Source organism: Paenibacillus sp. J22R3 (assembly GCF_056269305.1).
This window is the reverse complement of record NZ_JBWDNS010000009.1, coordinates 19,204-36,812: the sequence shown is the minus strand read 5'-3', so window position 1 is coordinate 36,812 and position 17,609 is coordinate 19,204. Positions and strand designations below refer to the sequence as shown.

The window sequence follows — 17,609 nt, the reverse complement described above, 5'->3', positions numbered from 1 at the left end:
TTGTAATGAAAGCGACATGGATGCAGTGGCTCCGCGGATTTGTGTCAATTCGCGTGCGCGGCGGGGCTATAGAAAACCTGGTGAATGCTGCGCTCGCGAAAGGGCTGCAATTGTGGTCCATTCGTCATACAAACGACCGCGAGCTCGTTTGCTATCTGCAGGTCAATGATTTCTTCCGGCTTCGCCCGATTCTGAAAGAGACAGGCTGTCGCATCCACGTCACTTCACGGCAAGGACTGCCTTTCTGGCTGCTGCGAGTACGGAGACGTGCTTTTTTTGCGGCGGGGCTCGTCCTTTTCTTCGTTGGGATGTATTTGCTCTCCTCGCTCGTCTGGTCGATTGATGTGAAGGGGAATGACCGCTTATCGGAGGAGCAGATTCTTCAGGTGGCCAAGCAGGAGGGGCTGTACCCGTTTCAGTGGTCGTTCCGGCTTGATGATGCCTCCGTATTGTCCAAGCGTCTCGCTCAGCAGCTGCCTGGGGCGGCTTGGGTTGGCGTAGAGAAGCGCGGGACCCGCATAACGATACAAGTGGTGGAAACTTCGATTCCATCGCCTAAAGTTGCTCAGAATCCACGGCATCTCGTCGCATCAACTGATGCGGTTGTCACCAAAATATTAGCGGAGACCGGGAAGCCGGTCGTGAAGCGTAATATGAGGGTGAAGCAAGGCGATATCCTGATCTCCGGCTTGTTGGGGGACGAGAATAATACCGCTTCTGTGGTCGCGAAAGGCGTCGTGAAGGGAGTCGTATGGCATGAATATGATATCGTTTCTCCGCTTGAGCGGAAGATGAAGGTATATACAGGTGAGAAGAAGATCGTCTGGTATGCTGTCGTAGCCGGAAGGGCGCTTAAGGTTAGCGGGTTTGGCAAACCGCCTTTTGCCATGTATGAGAGCATCAAGCAGGAAGAGAAGGCAGCTTGGCGGACGATGAATCTGCCGTTCGGCAGAATGAAAGAAACGATTATGGAAGTACGAATGGAGCACCAAACCGTCGGCGTGGAAGAGGCCAAAGCGGAAGGCATTCAGCAGGCGAGAGCGGATTTACTAGCGAAGGTAGGGCCTGATGCAGAGGTGCTTGCGGAAAACATTTTGCATGAAAAGACGGAGAATGGTAAAGTTTATATGAAAGTGCTTTTTGAGGTGGATCAGTCGATTGCGATAGAGAGACCGTTAGTTCAGATGCAAGGGGATTGAGTATTTTTGCAAAATGAATTCAAAGTAGCCAAAATTCCACTTGCAAACGCAGCGGAAGGACTAGCACTGCTTGGTCCGCAGGATAAATTTCTGCGATTAGTCCAGCAGCAGACATCAGCGGACATTATGTCTCGCGATGCGGAAATTTCCATTTCGGGGCCAACCTCCGAGGTGGATTCTATGGAACAGCTTTATACGGTTTTGCAGCAGCTTATAAGAGGCGGATATTCGCCGACAGAGCGCGACATCGCATACGCCTTGGATCTGTCCAAGACGATGCAGGCCGAGCAATTGCTAGACCTCTTCAAAGCGGAGATAACGACCACGTTTCGCGGTAAACCGATTCGGGTAAAAACGATTGGTCAACGTCATTACGTCAAAACGATCAAGAAGATGGATATCGTTTTCGGTATCGGTCCTGCAGGTACGGGCAAAACGTACTTGGCAGTCGTGCTTGCCGTAGCGGCATTGAAGGAAGGCTCGGTCAAGCGGATCGTGCTGACGCGTCCTGCCGTTGAAGCGGGCGAGAATCTCGGGTTCCTGCCGGGCGATTTGCAAGAGAAGGTTGATCCGTATTTGCGGCCGCTCTATGATGCGCTTCATGATGTGCTTGGTCCGGACCAAACGACCAAGGCGTTCGAACGTGGTCTCATTGAAGTGGCACCGCTCGCCTACATGCGCGGACGGACTCTTGAGGATTCATTTATAATTTTGGACGAAGCGCAGAACACGACACCGGAGCAGATGAAGATGTTTCTGACGAGGCTTGGGTTCGGCTCCAAGATGGTTATTACCGGAGATGTCACCCAAATCGACCTGCCGCGCGGCAAGCGCTCAGGACTCATCGAAGCACAGCGCATCTTAGCGAACATCCCGGAGATCGGCTTTATCTTATTCACAGAACAGGACGTAGTACGTCACAGCCTCGTCCAAAAAATCATAACAGCCTACAATATCGACGCTGAAGTGCAAACTAATGAATCAACAGGCAAACCTTATGACCGCAGGTCATAAAGCGCCACTCAGTAGGTAAGCCTGTGACCGCATGTCACAAGCGACTCCCAGCACAACAGTAACGCTAATGCTAATCGCTCGAAAGCAGCAGCGTTCCACCCGGGGCACCAAGCCGGGTAAGAACGTCGCATGAAAAGTGTGTCCGCGCGTAAGCGGACGAAAGCGAGCCAACGTCGAAGTATGGTCGAAGACGGCCCAGGCGGCAGGCACGGTACATTCCGGGTCCAGGGACGGCGTCCCTGGGGTCCCCCTTGGATAAGGGGGAGTTAGGGGGATGTATCGGGGGATGTATCGGCATTTGAATTAAGATCCCATTGAAAGAATATCATCGTGCATATAGGGTCCAGGGACAGTGTCCATGGGGATCTCTTACTGTAAGGGTTCCAGGGACAAAGTCCCTGGATTTCTCCTTACGAAGGAGATCCAGGGGGATGTGTAGTTTCTAGGAGGATATCAACCATGGTAAATCAACAAGCCAACCCGGATGAGTCTAAGTGGACGTCATCATCGTCCTCCGGATGGAGTGGATGGAAGCACAGCTCGGCTGTTCGCTGGGTATTGCTGCTTCTGTTTGTTTTGCTATTTTATTTCTCTCTTGCCCCACACGTGCTCCCCAAGACGTACAATATCGAGTTAGGCAAAGCCAGTGACCGCGACATTGAAGCGCCGGTGGACATTAAGGATGAGAAGGCAACGCTTCAGGCGCAGGAGCTTGCTGCCGATCGAGTGGAGCCGATTTATTCGATTGTGGCCCTCCGCAGCGAAGCACTGCTGGAGCAGATTTTCGCGCGAATGGAGCAGCTGAATCAAGACGATCAAGTCACGTTGGAAAATAAGGTGTCCATCTATCGCAATGAAATTCCGCAATTATATACGGAATACGTCGATCAATTTGTTCAGAATAACAAAGGGAATGGCACCTATAACGATACATTGCTTGATGAAATGGCAGTTGTGGTGAAATCGCAGGCTTATCGGATTCCGGAGGAAACTTATTATAAACTGCCTTCGCTCTCCGCGATTCAACTGAGCGACATGCATCTGGTTGGCGTGAATATTGTCCGCAAGCTGATGAGCGATTCGCTCCGTGAAGCGGAGACGGCAAGAACGAAAGTTGCAGAGCTCGTCAATGCGAGTACGCTTACCGAACGCAAAACGAGGGAGATCGTGCAGGAGCTTGCCAGATACGCGATCATGCCGAATAAGTTTCTTGATACGCAAGCAACCAATGATGCGAAAGTGGCGGCCAAAGAAAATACGACTCCTGTTGTGGTAAAGCAAGGCGATATCATCGTTCATAAAGGCGAGATCATCTCGAAGGAACTCTATGACCGCCTTTCCTCTATCGGTGTGCTTCAAACGAAGAAGTCTTATTGGCCGCAGCTTGGCTTGCTGCTGCTATCTGTACTCTTTCTGATCGTGATCTACAGTTATCTGGAGCGAGCGGCCGGATTGAGCAGCGGATCGACGAATATGAAATACAGCAATGCTCAGCTCTCGATGCTGCTCTTGATCTTCTTGCTCAATATTCTCGCCATGCACATCGTGGAACTGACACAAACGCAGGAAATGCCGTATGTCGGCTACTTAGCGCCTACTGCGATGGGTGCCATGCTGATTGTGTTGCTGCTGGACATTCAGCTGGCTGTCGTGAGCTCGTTTCTATTTGCCATTATGGGCAGTGTTATTTTCAACATGGAATCGGGTCAGCTGTTTGACTTTAATTACGGATTCACGACTGCTGTCATTTCGTTCGCCGCTATCTTCGCGATCCATCGCGCAAGCCAGCGTTCGACGATTTTGAAGGCCGGTATTATGGTCAGCTTGTTCGGCTCGGCCTCTGTTCTGGCTATTCTATTGCTTGGTGAGCTTCCTCCCAAATCGGAAATTATCATGACGGTCGCTTTTGCGTTTGCCAGCGGGCTGTTGACGGCGATACTGGTAGTGGGATTAATGCCGTTCTTTGAAGTGACGTTCGGAATTCTGTCTGCCCTGAAGCTCGTGGAGCTGTCCAATCCGAACCATCCGCTTCTGCGTAAGCTGCTGACGGAGACGCCCGGAACGTACCATCACAGCGTGATGGTCGGCAATTTATCGGAAGCGGCGGCAGAGTCGATTGGCGCGAACGGTCTCTTATGCCGAGTAGGCTCGTTCTATCATGATATCGGAAAGACGAAGCGACCTAGTTATTTTATCGAAAATCAGACAAACTATGAAAATCCGCATGATTCCATTGAGCCTAAATTAAGTAAATCGATTATAATCGCCCATGCGCGCGACGGCGTGGAGATGCTTCGCAATCATAAGCTGCCGAAGCCGATCCGTGATATTGCCGAGCAGCACCACGGTACGACTTGTCTGAAATACTTTTATCACAAGGCTTACAAATTGTCTGAGGAAGCGGGTTTGGAGCCTGATTTTACAGAGGAAGACTTCAGGTATCCGGGGCCAAAAGCACAGTCGAAGGAAGCGGCGATCGTCGGCATCGCGGATTGCGTGGAAGCGGCAGTACGAAGCCTGCGAAGCCCAACCGTGGAGCAGGTAGAATCCATGATTCACAAGATTATTAAAAGCCGGCTGGACGATGATCAGTTCAATGAATGCGATTTGACGCTCAAGGAGCTGGAGAAGATCGCACAGACGTTGAAAGAAACAGTTATCGGGATTTTCCACTCGCGCATTGAATATCCGGAAGATGTTAAACAAAAGGAGCGTCTGGCATGAGCTTGAAGTTGGAATGGAGCAATGATCAAGAGAAAGTCGAAATTTCCGAATCCTTTATCGGGGTACTGGAGCAGCTGCTGCAGCTGGCTGCCGAAGCAGAGGGCATGACCGAAGGGGAAGTAACGCTCTCCATTGTGGATGATGAAGAAATTCATCAATTGAACCGTGAATATCGCAATATCGACCGTCCAACAGACGTGCTTTCCTTCGCCATGCAGGAGGAAACTGACGAAGAGCTTGAAATCATCTACGAGGTAGACGACGAGAGCGAGACGGTGCCGTTCGAAGGGATGCTTGGCGATATTATTATTTCGGCGGAACGGGCTAAACTACAAAGTGAAGAATATGGCCATTCCTTGGAGCGTGAGCTCGGATTTCTATTCGTGCATGGCTTCCTTCATTTGATTGGGTATGATCACCAAGATGAGGCAAGCGAAGCTGTTATGACGGAGAAGCAGGAAGCCGTCCTCCGCCAAGCAGGTCTGACTCGTTAATGAAACGACTGCTGCGCAGCTTCTATTATGCGGGTTCAGGTATCCTATCAGCAGTTCGCACCCAAGCCAATATGCAAATTCATGTGGTTTGCGCAATAGTTGTTAATGTGGCGGGACTGATGGTCGGACTGACTCGAATAGAATGGGTTGTTATTATTGCGGCCCAAGCTGTTGTAATGGCAGCCGAACTGATGAATACGGCAGTTGAGCATGTCGTTGACCTGGCTAGTCCTAGCCGGCATCCGCTTGCCAAGGCTGCCAAGGATACAGCAGCCGGCGGTGTGCTGGTTGCTGCAATTGGGGCCGTTATTATCGGCCTGTTTGTATTTATTCCGCATCTATGGCCTTAATGAGAGGAGCTTTAAGGATGACATCAACATCAATCGGGGAATTATCGCCGATTTGGCAGCAGCTCATGCAGCAAGCCATAGAAGCTCGCAGTCGGGCTTATGTGCCTTATTCTGGTTTTCAAGTCGGAGCGGCGCTGCTGGATGCCGAAGGCGGCGTGCATTTTGGCTGTAACGTAGAGAATGCGGCTTATAGTCCGACAAACTGCGCGGAACGTACGGCATTGTTTCGGGCTATTGCAGACGGGCATCAAGCTGGCTCATTCGAAGCGATTGCGGTCGTTGGAGATACGGATACACCAATTACGCCTTGCGGCGTGTGCAGACAAGTAATGGTGGAGCTTTGCCCGCCGGACATGCCTGTCATTATGAGCAATATGAAGGGAGAATGGCGTGTATCGACAGTAGCGGAGCTGCTGCCGGGTGCCTTCTCATCGGATGCATTAACGAAAGCGTAAGAATTCGCAACGTTCTGGAAGGGGATAAAGGTACAGCTTATGAATTCATCATCGTCAGGTTCAAAAGGATCTAAAGGATCCAAGGAGAAATACCATTCCGGGTTTGTCGCCATTATTGGAAGACCAAACGTCGGCAAATCGACCTTAATTAACGAGGTCATCGGCCAGAAAATCGCCATCATGTCAGACAAGCCGCAGACAACGCGGAACAAAATTCATGGCGTCTACACAAAGGACAATTCCCAAATTGTATTCCTGGATACGCCAGGGATACACAAACCGACTTCCAAGCTAGGGGACTTCATGGTGAAGTCCGCTGTAGGCACGCTTGGCGAAGTTGACGCAGCCCTATTCCTCATCGATGCTTCAGAGGGAATTGGAGGAGGAGACCGTTTCATTATTGAGGCACTTAAGAAAATTAAGACGCCGGTGTTCCTCATCATGAACAAAATTGACAAAATTGAGCCGGAAGCGCTGCTGCCGCTCATTGTGCAATATAAAGATCTGTATGATTTTGCAGAAATTATTCCGATCTCTGCGCTGAAAGGCAATAACGTGGATACTCTTCTTAGAGTGCTCAGCGGTTATTTGCCTGAAGGGCCACAATATTATCCTGCCGATCAAGTAACGGATCATCCGGAGCAATTCGTATGTGCGGAGCTTGTCCGTGAGAAAATTCTTCATCTGACGCGCGAAGAGGTACCGCATTCCATCGCCGTTGCGATTGAAACGATGAAGGTGCAAGAGAACGGCGTCGTAAATATCGGAGCTGTTATCTATGTCGAACGTGATTCTCAGAAGGGGATCGTCATCGGCAAGCAAGGCGCATTGCTCAAGCAAGTTGGCAAAGAAGCGCGCCGCGACATCGAAACGCTGCTCGGCTCACGCGTTTTTCTGGAGCTATGGGTGAAGGTGAAGAAAGATTGGCGTAACCAAGAGCGAGTGCTGAAGGATCTTGGTTTCAGAAACGATTAGCTATTTTCCTTTCTCCGGGAAAATGTCCGTAATTTGTCTGGCATAGCGTCATCATCTTCATCGCATCCTAATCCGTGAGCAACATTCTTGAGCGCGGAAAGGATGAATACGAATGCGAGACTTTTCGTGGAAGTATTTTACGCTGACCGGGGATGTGGAAGCTTTCATGCTTTACAGGGAGATGGACGAGCAGGCAGTTTCTCCGGAAGCTGTCGGCTGCGAGGAAGAGGGAGAACCAGCGCCCGAAACGGATTCCGTTTAGGACGCGCAGGTTGGGGGAGAAGCGATATGCAGTACCGAGTCGAAGGCATTGTCATCCGGAGCATGGACTATGGGGAAGGCAACAAAATTATCACGCTGCTGACGAACACGCACGGCAAGATCGGAATTGTCGTGCGTGGCGCCAAAAAACTAAAGAGCAGGCATGGATCGCTCGTGCAATTATTTACGCATGGCGAATATCTATTCTTCCGAAACAGCGGCCTGGGTACGTTAACGCATGGTGAGATTATTGAATCTCACCATGTTTTGCGTGAACAGCTGGATAAAACTGCCTATTCTTCTTATGCCGTGGAATTAGTAGATCGCGCGCTGCAGGAAGAGGACTTGGGTTCATTCATGTATGAGCAGTTAAAGGCTTGCCTGATAGCGATTGGCGAAGGGAAGGATTTACTGATTACGATCCAGCTCTTCGAGATGAAAATTCTTGCGGCAGCCGGATACGCTCCGGATCTTAGTGCATGTATCTCATGTGGTAATGAGAGCGGTCCCATGGCACTAAGTGTAAGAGGCGGAGGCATCATCTGCGGAAGATGCCGCTACAAAGACACTTCTGCAATCGAGCTTAGCGAAGGTGCTCTTAAGCTGCTGCGATTATTCTGGCAGCTCGATATGCGCAGACTTGGCAACATTCAAGTGAAGGACGAGACGAAGCAGCAATTGAAGCACATCATGCGTTCGCTAATGGACACTCATATTGGCTTGCAGCTGAAATCCCGCTCTTTTCTGGATCAAATGGATCGTTATTCGCTGTAATTAGGCAAATTAGGCAGGAGGTACAGTTTCGATATGGCTTCGCAGTCGACACCGAGAATTTGGTCGCTGACATGGCCGATTATGATTGAGATGATGCTGCAATTCATGCTCGGAACAGCAGACACCTTGATGGTTAGCCGAATATCGGATGATGCCGTCGCTGTTGTCGGGATATCGAATATGTTCTTTAATGCAGTCATTATTTTATTCACACTTGTGACGAGCGGGGCCGGCATTCTTATCGCACAGAAGCTGGGCGGGGGCAAGCCGGACGAAGCGCGCAAAATCGGCATTATGTCAGTTTCCATCACTGTATTATTGGGCATTATCATTAGTGTTTTACTTATTTATGGGACCCCGTTATTCACAACAGCCTTGCATGTGCCGGACAATTTGCAGGGTCTGTCTTATACCTACATGTCGATCGTCGGCGGCGGAATGGTCATCACTGCGCTGAATTTATCCATGAGCACTGCTGTCAGAAATACCGGAAATACCCGTTCTCCCATGTATATTGCGCTTGGTATGAATGTCCTGCATGTTGTACTGAACTACGCATTTATATTCGGGGCGTTCGGTCTGCCGGAGCTTGGACTAATGGGGGTTGGAATTTCGACCGTTATTAGCCGAACGGTAGCCTTCTTCTTCCAGCAGCATTTGTTCCGGCATGCCTTTGGAGCACCGGTCTTGCTTCGTGAATTCGGCCGCTTTCATACGAAGCTGCTCAAAGAAGTCATTAAGATCGGCTGGCCAATCAGTGTGAACGGTGCTTCATGGACATTCTCGCAGGTTGTTATTTTCAGTATCATTGCCTCCATGGGTGAACAACCGCTTGCGGCTCGTACATATATGAACACCATGGAGTCATTCGCCTTCACATTCGGTTGGTCGCTCGCGCTTGCTGCCCAAATCCAAATCGCGCATTTGTATGGAGCGAAGAAACTAAGGCAAGCATACTATAGTGCATATCGAGCCTTAGGCTTCGGGGTTATCGTTGTCCTTGCGAATACAGCCCTTCTGCTGTTGTTCCGAACATCGATCATTTCCACATTTACCAAGGATCCTTGGATTATCGAAATGGCAGTGTCCCTCCTTTGGCTTAATTTAGCACTGCAGCCCGGCAAAATGCTGAATATGGCACTTGGTCAGTCACTTGGTGCTGTAGGCGACAGCCGTACGGTTATGACTTACTCGTTGCCGAGCATGTGGATCATTGCGGTTGGGGTTTCTTATATACTTGCAGTCCCGATGCAATGGGGGCTCTATGGCATTTATATAGGGATGATCAGCGACGAATATCTGCGCGGAGCGTTATGTTATTTGAGGTGGCGCAAGCATCGCAAGAAGCTGTTGTTTGCTGAAGCATTCCGTGAAGATAGGAAGCTCGGCACCGGCGGAAATAGCAGTGATGCTGTGCCGCTGTAGGTGAATAAAGTTTCTCGTTGACACAAGTGGTTAGAATTGCTAAGATAGGATATTATGAAATATGAACGATGATGGAGAAAGTAATCACGTACAGTCGTCAGACAAGCGAGCCGGGGGCAGTGGGAGCCTGGTCGGACGTTCGCGATGAAAGGCACTCCGGAGTTTATGCAAGCTTAGAAAAGAGGGTTTTCAAGCATCCGTGCGGATTAGCGCTTGAAGACCAAGTAGGGTGGAACCGCGGGAGCGTAATAGCTTTCGTCCCTATGTCTGATATCAGACGTAGAGGCGAAGGCTTTTTTATATGCCTTTACATACGTATCGTTCAGACGCCATGCACGGCAAACAATTCGATAGGAGATGAATGACATGAACTTTCAAAACATGATTCTGACGCTGCAGCAGTTCTGGGCGGAACAAAATTGCATTCTCGTTCAGCCATACGACACCGAGAAGGGTGCAGGCACGATGAACCCGATGACATTCCTTCGTTCGATCGGCCCTGAGCCATGGAACGTTGCGTATGTGGAGCCGTCCAGAAGACCGGCAGACGGCCGTTATGGCGAGAACCCGAACCGTCTATATCAACATCATCAGTTCCAAGTCATCCTTAAGCCATCCCCGGACAACATTCAAGAGCTGTATCTGGAAAGCTTGAAGCGCCTAGGCGTGGATCCGCTTCACCATGATATTCGTTTTGTTGAAGACAACTGGGAATCGCCTACACTTGGCGCTTGGGGTCTTGGCTGGGAAGTTTGGCTGAACGGCATGGAAATTACGCAGTTCACGTATTTCCAACAAGTCGGCGGCATTGATGCCAACCCGGTAGCGGTTGAAATCACGTACGGTATGGAGCGTCTGGCTTCGTACATTCAGGAGAAAGAAAATGTGTTCGATCTGGAGTGGGTAGACGGCGTAACCTATGGTGATGTCTTCCTGCAGCCGGAGTTCGAGCATTCGAAATATACATTCGAAACTTCCGACACGGCAATGCTCTTCTCGCTCTTCAACATGTACGAGGAAGAAGCGAAGAAAACGATGGAGCATAAGCTTGTTTTCCCGGCTTACGATTATGTGCTTAAATGCTCACATACATTCAACTTGCTTGATGCAAGAGGGGCAATCAGCGTAACGGAGCGGACCGGTTACATTATGCGCGTTCGTAACCTGGCACGTGCATGCGCGGCGACTTACCTGGAAGAACGCGAACGCCTCGGATTCCCGATGTTGAAGAAAGGAGTGAACGATAATGGCTAAAGACCTTTTGCTTGAAATCGGCTTAGAAGAGGTACCGGCACGTTTCGTCCGCGGTGCGATGAATCAATTGAAAGAAAAGATGGCCAAATGGCTGGAAACGTCCCGTATTGGTCATGGTGCTGTGGAAGCTTATGCGACTCCGCGCCGCCTTACCGTCCTCGTTCGCGATGTAGAAGAGAAGCAGGCGGACGTAAGTGAAGAAGTGAAAGGTCCTTCCCGCAAAATCGCACTGAACGAGCAGGGCGAATGGAGCAAAGCGGCACTGGGCTTCGCTCGCAGCCAAGGCGTGGCACCTGAGGATTTCTTCTTCAAGGAGCTTGCAGGCGTAGAGTATATCTACGCGAACAAGAGCAGCATCGGTACAGTAACAAGCGATGTGCTCCCGGAAGGTTTGGTTTCGCTTATCACCTCGATGTCATTCCCGAAGAACATGCGCTGGGGCAACTACGATCTTCGTTTCGTGCGTCCGATTCGCTGGCTGGTAGCATTATTCGGCGAGGATATCGTTCCGATCGAAATTACGGCTGTACAGAGCGGCAGAACGACTCGCGGCCATCGTTTCTTGGGCAGCGAAGCCGTCATTGCAGAGCCTTCGCAATATGTGGAGCGTCTGAGAGAGGAGAAGGTTCTCGTAGATACCGCTGAGCGTGAAGCGCTGATCGTTTCGCAAATAAATGCACTTGCAGCCGAGAAGGGTTGGCAAATTGGCATTAAAGAAGATTTACTCGAGGAAGTGGTATTCCTCGTTGAAACTCCGAATGTCTTGTTCGGTACGTTTGATCCGTCGTTCTTGAACATTCCACAGGAAGTGCTTATTACTTCGATGCGCGAGCATCAGCGTTACTTCCCGGTATTGGACGACAACGGCAAGCTGCTGCCATTCTTCGTAACGGTTCGCAACGGCGATCGCACTTCGATCGAAAATGTTGCTAAAGGAAATGAGAAGGTGCTGCGCGCACGTCTGTCGGATGCGAAGTTCTTCTATGCTGAAGATCAGAAGCTCGCCATCTCCGATGCGCTTGCGAAGCTTACATCGATCGTCTACCATGAGGAGCTAGGTACAGTTGCAGATAAAGTCGCTCGCATCGTAGCTACTACCGAGAAGCTATCGCAGGCACTGAGCACGGATGCTCAAACTGCAACGGATGCGGCTCGGACTGCAGCGATTTGCAAATTCGACTTGGTGACACAGATGGTCTACGAATTCCCTGAGCTTCAAGGCATCATGGGCGAAGATTATGCACGTAAAGCCGGTGAGAGCGAGTCGGTTGCCAGAGCGATTAATGAGCATTATCAGCCGCGTTTTGCCGGTGACAGAGCACCTGCTTCATTGGTAGGAGCGCTGGTGAGCCTCGCGGACAAAATCGATACCATTGTCGGCTGTTTCTCCATTGGAATCCTGCCAACAGGTTCGCAAGATCCCTATGCACTGCGTCGTCAAGCTGCCGGTATCGTCCAAATCGTGCTTGCTCACGGTCTGAAGCTGCCGCTTAGCACACTATTTGATCTGTCGCTTGAAGTTCATGCTGCGCGTTCGTTGAAACGTGATGCGGCTGAAATACGTAAAGACTTGTATGAATTTTTCTCGCTCCGCGTGAAGAACGTGCTGTCGGAGCAAAGCGTTCGGTACGACGTAGTCGATGCAATAATGGCGGTTGGTTACAATGATTTGCGTCAGACGGTTGACCGTGCAGCTGCTGTAATGGCTGCTGCTGCAGGAGATCGCCGCGAAGAGTTTAAAACTGTGGTTGATTCGCTTAACCGAGTTTGCAACCTTGCTGCGAAAGCAACGTCTAAGGAAATAAGTGAAAGCTTGTTCGTGGACGAGGCGGAAGGCGCTCTATATCGTGCTTGGTCAGAGGTTCGTGACGACATAGCCGTTCAGGTGGAAGAAGGTCGTACAGCAGAGGCGCTTGCAAAACTTGCCAGCCTGAAGACGCCGATCAACGTATACTTCGATAAAGTCATGGTAATGGCTGAGGACGAAGCTGTGCGGGCTAACCGTCTTGCAACACTTGCTGCCATTGCGAGCAGTGTCGTGAAAGTAGCGGATTTTTCGAAGCTTGTTTGGTAAGTGTTTTTCCGCAGGAAAAGACACTACTTTGGACTAACTTGTTTTTCCGCAGGAAAAGACACTACCTTGGACTAACTTGTTTTTCCGCAGAAAAGACTCGGGAGGGGAAGAAATGGCTACAGATTCGCAGCCTGAAGTGATTATTTACGTCGTTTCCGATTCCGCCGGTGACACCGGCGAGCTTGTCGTCCGGGCTGCGATAGCCCAATTTCATCCCATTAACGCCGATATCCGCAGAGCGCCGTTCGTCCATGACGAAGCGTCGCTCGAGCGGTTCGTGCTGCAAGCTAAGGAGCATGGTGCTATCATGCTCTATACGCTTGTGCTTCCGGGGCTGCGTGACCGAATGGTGGAGTTTGCCCGCATTCACGAGGTAACCGCCATCGATTTGCTTGGCTCGCTAATCACGAGTCTCGAAAGCAAAACAAACCGCAAATCTAGGCAAGAACCCGGACTCAATCATGTGCTCGACGAGGATTATTTCCGCAAAGTGGAAGCTGTTGAATTCGCCGTCAAGTACGATGATATGCGTGATACGACCGGTATTCTGAAGGCGGACATTGTGCTCGTCGGTGTTTCGCGCACATCCAAGACACCACTTTCTATGTATTTGGCGCATAAGCAGTTCAAGGTGGCTAATGTTCCGCTCATGCCGGAGCTTGACCCGCCTGATGAACTGTTCCAAATTCCCAAAGAGAAAGTAGTCGGTCTTACCATTGATATCAATTATTTGAATGGCATTCGCAAAGAACGATTGAAAGCATTGGGGTTGCCGGACAGCGCTGCATATGCAACGACAGCCCGGATCGAGCGAGAGCTGAAATATGCGGCGCAAATCACAGATCGCATCGGTTGTTTAGTCATTGATGTCTCCCATCGAGCTGTCGAAGAAACAGCAAGTCTGATTTTGGAATATATAGAATCCAATTGATGCAAGGGTGGGTGCAGGATTTTTTGGTTATTTGCCGTATATAATAGTACGGTAGTTACAAGAAGATGCGGTGATGCAACGAATGACAGCCATACCAACGATTGTAGTAGATGCTGATGCGTGTCCGGTTAAGCGGGAAATTGTCGAAGTGGCGCGAAAATTTGCGGTTCCTGTTCTGATGGTGGCTTCTCATGATCATCGGCTCCAAGAAGAAGAAGGTGTTGCGATTATGCAGGTCGATCGAAGTGACCAGTCTGTCGATTTGTATATCGTCAACCATATTCGGCGCGGCGATATTGTCGTCACGCAGGATTTTGGACTGGCTACCATTGTATTGTCGAGAGGCGCGATTGCACTATCTCCGCGCGGTCAACAATATGATGACAGCAACATCGATTATCTAATGGAGCGCAGGCACGAGCTGGCGAAGAGACGTCGAAGCGGCGGAAGAACGAAAGGGCCAAAGGCGATGTCTAACGATGACCGTGCTTATTTTCTGCAAAACCTGACAAAAGTTTTGCAAACTCGGCAGGAGAATGCCAAGCCGTAGCGAATAGTATTACTTGTCATTTAGGATGAAGGTGAAGGTGTATGGCTTACGGGAAAATACCGGATTCTGTCATTGAAGCGGTGCTTAAGCATCACGATATAGTAGAAACGGTAGGAAAGTACGTTCACCTCTCGAAGCACGGGAAATACATGAAGGGGCTTTGCCCGTTTCATTCAGAGAAATCCCCGTCGTTTACCGTCACCCCGGAGAAGGGTATTTTTTACTGCTACGGGTGCGGTAAAGGCGGCAACGCCATTAAGTTTATTGAGGAGATTGAGGAGTATTCGTTCCCGGAAGCTATTCGTGTAATGGCCGAGGAAGCGAATATACCCATCACCTGGTCAGGGTCGCAGGAACGTCAACAATCCGCTGATGGGGGAGATCGCGACACTCTGATTGAAGCGCATGAGCTGTCCGTTAAGTTGTATCATTATTTATTAATGAATACGACGCATGGGCAGACTGCTCTGCAATATTTACGCAATCGTGGGGTAACGGATAAGCAAATCGATCATTTTATGATTGGGTATGCGCCTCCGGAATGGGACACACTTACGCGTTTTCTCGAGAAGCGGGAATACGATCTCGCGCTGATGGAGAAAGGCGGACTGCTTATTGCCAAGCAGGACAAGAGCGGCTACATTGACCGGTTTCGTGATCGAATCATGTTTCCGATCTGGAACCGTGATGGCAAGGTTATCGCCTTGGCAGGCAGAATGCTCGGTGAAGGTCAACCGAAATATTTGAACTCACCGGAGACCATGCTGTTTAACAAGAGCCGTAACCTGTATAACTTTCATCATGCCCGAACAGCTATGCGTAAGAGCAGGCGAATTGTTCTGTTTGAAGGTTATATGGATGTCATCAAGGCGTGGAGCGCAGGCGTGCATAACGGTGTAGCCTCTATGGGTACGGCACTGACAGAAGAGCATGCCTCGATATTGCAGCGCAATGTTGAAGAGGCGGTGCTCTGTTATGATGGCGATAATGCTGGACAAGCTGCGGTGCTGAAGACAATCCCGCTTTTGGAGCGAGTGGGTTTGCGCGTTCAGGTTGCAATGCTGCCCAGAGGCATGGATCCGGATGAGTACATTGAGAAGCATGGAGCAGATGCGTTCATGCGAGAAACGATTGAACATCCGGTATCTGCAACGAAATTTAGACTACTATATGCTAAGAAAAACCATATACTCCTAGAAGAAGAGGGACAGAAGAACTACCTGCTCGAAGCGGTCGGCATCATTGCCGTGCTCGATTCTCCGACAGAGCGGGAGTTTTATTTGAAAGAGCTGTCCCGTGAGTTCGATATGTCTCTGGATTCATTGAAGCAGGACTGCTTTGATCGACGGCAGCAGCTGCAAAAAATGAAACCGCAAAGGGATAATAACGACAATTCGTGGAATAATGGTAGGAATGAAAACCGCGAGAACCGTCGTACGTCCTCTGCACCGCCTGTTTTGCCTGCTTATCAGGTCGCTGAACGCAAGCTGCTTGCGCAGATGCTGCAGGATGCTGATACAGCAAACACGGTGCATCAGAAGCTCGGAGAGGCTTTTAATGTAGAGGATCACGCAGCGCTTGCTGCTTACTTATATGCTTACTATGCGCAAGGACATGATCCGGATGTTAGTCGGTTTATCGCTTCGCTCCAAGATAGCCGACTTGAACGGACAGCTGCTTCAATATTGATGACGGACGATGATATTCCGTTCGATGAGCATTTGCTTGTTGATTATGTGAATGAAATCTTGAAGGTGCCAAAGTTTCGGGAAATCGAACAGCTGAAAGAAGCGATGGTACGCGCGGAACGTTCCGGGGACATGTTGAAAGCAGCACAAATTGCAATTGAAATGAATGCCCTAGAGAGACAGCTAAAAGGTCGGCAGGATGATCGTTTCTAGGGAGGAGGGAGTCGGATTATGGCGAATGATCAACATACTGAATTGGATACTGAACAGAAGCTGGAACTCGTCAAGGAACAGCTGATTGAACATGGGAAGAAAAGATCCTCCTTAACGTACAAAGAGATTATGGAGAAGCTCTCACCTTTCGATCAGGATCCGGAACAAATCGATGAGTTTTTCGAGCAACTCGATGATATCGGCATTGAAGTGGTGAATGAGAACGATGATCTTCCGATTAGCAATCGGGATGACCAAGAGCGTGAACATGACGACTTCAACTTCGATGATGATCTGGCGCTCCCGCCCGGCATCAAAATCAACGATCCGGTTCGCATGTATTTGAAAGAAATCGGACGTGTACCGCTGCTATCGGCAGATGATGAAGTCGAGCTCGCTAAGCGGATTGAGAATGGGGACGAAGAAGCGAAGCGCAGACTAGCTGAAGCGAACCTCAGACTCGTGGTCAGTATCGCCAAACGTTATGTTGGACGCGGCATGCTGTTTCTGGATCTCATTCAAGAAGGCAACATGGGTCTAATCAAAGCGGTTGAGAAGTTTGACCATACCAAGGGCTACAAGTTCAGTACTTATGCTACTTGGTGGATCAGACAAGCGATTACGCGTGCGATTGCAGACCAAGCACGTACGATCCGGATTCCGGTTCATATGGTCGAAACGATTAATAAACTTGTTCGGGTTTCCCGTCAGTTGCTGCAGGAACTTGGACGTGAGCCAAGCCCGGAAGAAATTGCGGCTGAAATGGATTTGAGCACCGAGAAAGTGCGTGAAATCATGAAGATCGCACAGGAGCCGGTATCGCTTGAAACGCCGATCGGGGAAGAAGATGATTCACATCTTGGCGACTTCATCGAGGATCAAGAGGCACTCGCGCCGGCAGATGCCGCGGCATACGAGCTGCTGAAGGAACAGCTGGAGGACGTGCTGGATACGCTCACGGAGCGTGAAGAGAACGTACTGAGACTTCGTTTCGGACTTGATGACGGTCGTACACGTACGCTGGAGGAAGTCGGCAAAGTATTCGGCGTTACACGTGAGCGGATTCGTCAGATTGAAGCGAAAGCACTTCGCAAGCTTCGTCATCCATCGAGAAGCAAACGTTTGAAAGATTTTCTCGAATAACAACCAGGACCTTTCTGCTTGAAGCAGCAAGGTCTTTTTTCCACCTTGTGAAATCGATAGGTGTCACTTCTAAGAATCCACCATG

16 protein-coding genes are annotated in these 17,609 nt (G+C 49.9%); all 16 read left to right on the top strand.

Translation table 11 applies throughout. From position 1 onward, the window contains the following. The first annotated feature begins 5 nt into the window (after positions 1 to 5). The 16 genes from yqfD (at position 6) to rpoD (ending at position 17,524) form a co-directional block, all read left to right on the top strand. On the top strand, positions 6 to 1,199 hold the full coding sequence (yqfD, locus tag AC0YN4_RS28270; protein WP_475837328.1) for a sporulation protein YqfD: 1,194 nt from the start codon (positions 6 to 8) through the stop codon (positions 1,197 to 1,199). 6 nt (positions 1,200 to 1,205) lie between these two features. After that, positions 1,206 to 2,213, top strand: a complete 1,008-nt coding sequence (locus AC0YN4_RS28265) for a PhoH family protein (RefSeq protein ID WP_475779161.1) — start codon at positions 1,206 to 1,208, stop codon at positions 2,211 to 2,213. 459 nt (positions 2,214 to 2,672) lie between these two features. Continuing rightward, positions 2,673 to 4,937 (top strand): HD family phosphohydrolase, encoded by a 2,265-nt coding sequence (locus tag AC0YN4_RS28260; RefSeq protein WP_475779162.1) that lies wholly within the window; start codon positions 2,673 to 2,675, stop codon positions 4,935 to 4,937. Next, positions 4,934 to 5,431, top strand: a complete 498-nt coding sequence (ybeY, locus tag AC0YN4_RS28255; protein WP_090979921.1) for an rRNA maturation RNase YbeY — start codon at positions 4,934 to 4,936, stop codon at positions 5,429 to 5,431. The genes AC0YN4_RS28260 and ybeY overlap by 4 nt, the downstream gene beginning before the upstream one ends. Further along, the gene (locus AC0YN4_RS28250; RefSeq protein WP_475779163.1) at positions 5,431 to 5,781 is read left to right on the top strand and encodes a diacylglycerol kinase; all 351 of its coding nucleotides are present in this window, start codon (positions 5,431 to 5,433) and stop codon (positions 5,779 to 5,781) included. The genes ybeY and AC0YN4_RS28250 overlap by 1 nt, the downstream gene beginning before the upstream one ends. Positions 5,782 to 5,798: 17 nt before the next feature. Next, positions 5,799 to 6,236 (top strand): cytidine deaminase, encoded by a 438-nt coding sequence (gene cdd, locus AC0YN4_RS28245; RefSeq protein ID WP_475779164.1) that lies wholly within the window; start codon positions 5,799 to 5,801, stop codon positions 6,234 to 6,236. A 39-nt stretch (positions 6,237 to 6,275) separates the two neighbouring features. After that, the gene (era, locus tag AC0YN4_RS28240; RefSeq protein WP_475779165.1) at positions 6,276 to 7,211 is read left to right on the top strand and encodes a GTPase Era; all 936 of its coding nucleotides are present in this window, start codon (positions 6,276 to 6,278) and stop codon (positions 7,209 to 7,211) included. A 112-nt stretch (positions 7,212 to 7,323) separates the two neighbouring features. Further along, positions 7,324 to 7,473 carry a YqzL family protein gene (locus AC0YN4_RS28235; RefSeq protein ID WP_475779166.1) on the top strand — a complete coding sequence of 50 codons (150 nt, stop codon included), beginning with the start codon at positions 7,324 to 7,326 and terminating at the stop codon, positions 7,471 to 7,473. 26 nt (positions 7,474 to 7,499) lie between these two features. Beyond that, complete coding sequence (gene recO / locus AC0YN4_RS28230) at positions 7,500 to 8,246, top strand: DNA repair protein RecO (RefSeq protein ID WP_475779167.1); 747 nt, start codon at positions 7,500 to 7,502, stop codon at positions 8,244 to 8,246. Between the two features lie 33 nt (positions 8,247 to 8,279). Next, entirely contained in the window at positions 8,280 to 9,671 is a 1,392-nt protein-coding gene (locus AC0YN4_RS28225) for an MATE family efflux transporter (protein WP_475837327.1), read from the top strand. Positions 9,672 to 10,037: 366 nt separating this feature from the next. Then, positions 10,038 to 10,925, top strand: a complete 888-nt coding sequence (gene glyQ / locus AC0YN4_RS28220; RefSeq protein WP_090979907.1) for a glycine--tRNA ligase subunit alpha — start codon at positions 10,038 to 10,040, stop codon at positions 10,923 to 10,925. Further along, the gene (glyS, locus tag AC0YN4_RS28215) at positions 10,918 to 12,999 is read left to right on the top strand and encodes a glycine--tRNA ligase subunit beta (RefSeq protein ID WP_475837326.1); all 2,082 of its coding nucleotides are present in this window, start codon (positions 10,918 to 10,920) and stop codon (positions 12,997 to 12,999) included. Before glyQ ends, glyS begins: the two co-directional genes overlap by 8 nt. 112 nt (positions 13,000 to 13,111) lie before the next feature. Beyond that, the gene (locus AC0YN4_RS28210) at positions 13,112 to 13,930 is read left to right on the top strand and encodes a pyruvate, water dikinase regulatory protein (RefSeq protein WP_475779170.1); all 819 of its coding nucleotides are present in this window, start codon (positions 13,112 to 13,114) and stop codon (positions 13,928 to 13,930) included. 82 nt (positions 13,931 to 14,012) lie between these two features. Beyond that, a complete protein-coding gene (locus tag AC0YN4_RS28205; protein ID WP_090980160.1) occupies positions 14,013 to 14,480 on the top strand; it encodes a YaiI/YqxD family protein in 468 nt (155 codons plus the stop codon). 41 nt (positions 14,481 to 14,521) lie between these two features. Further along, positions 14,522 to 16,381: a DNA primase gene (dnaG, locus tag AC0YN4_RS28200; protein WP_475779171.1), complete on the top strand. Its 1,860-nt coding sequence runs from the start codon at positions 14,522 to 14,524 to the stop codon at positions 16,379 to 16,381. An 18-nt stretch (positions 16,382 to 16,399) separates the two neighbouring features. Next, entirely contained in the window at positions 16,400 to 17,524 is a 1,125-nt protein-coding gene (rpoD, locus tag AC0YN4_RS28195) for an RNA polymerase sigma factor RpoD (protein WP_090979899.1), read from the top strand. Positions 17,525 to 17,609 lie beyond the last annotated feature (85 nt).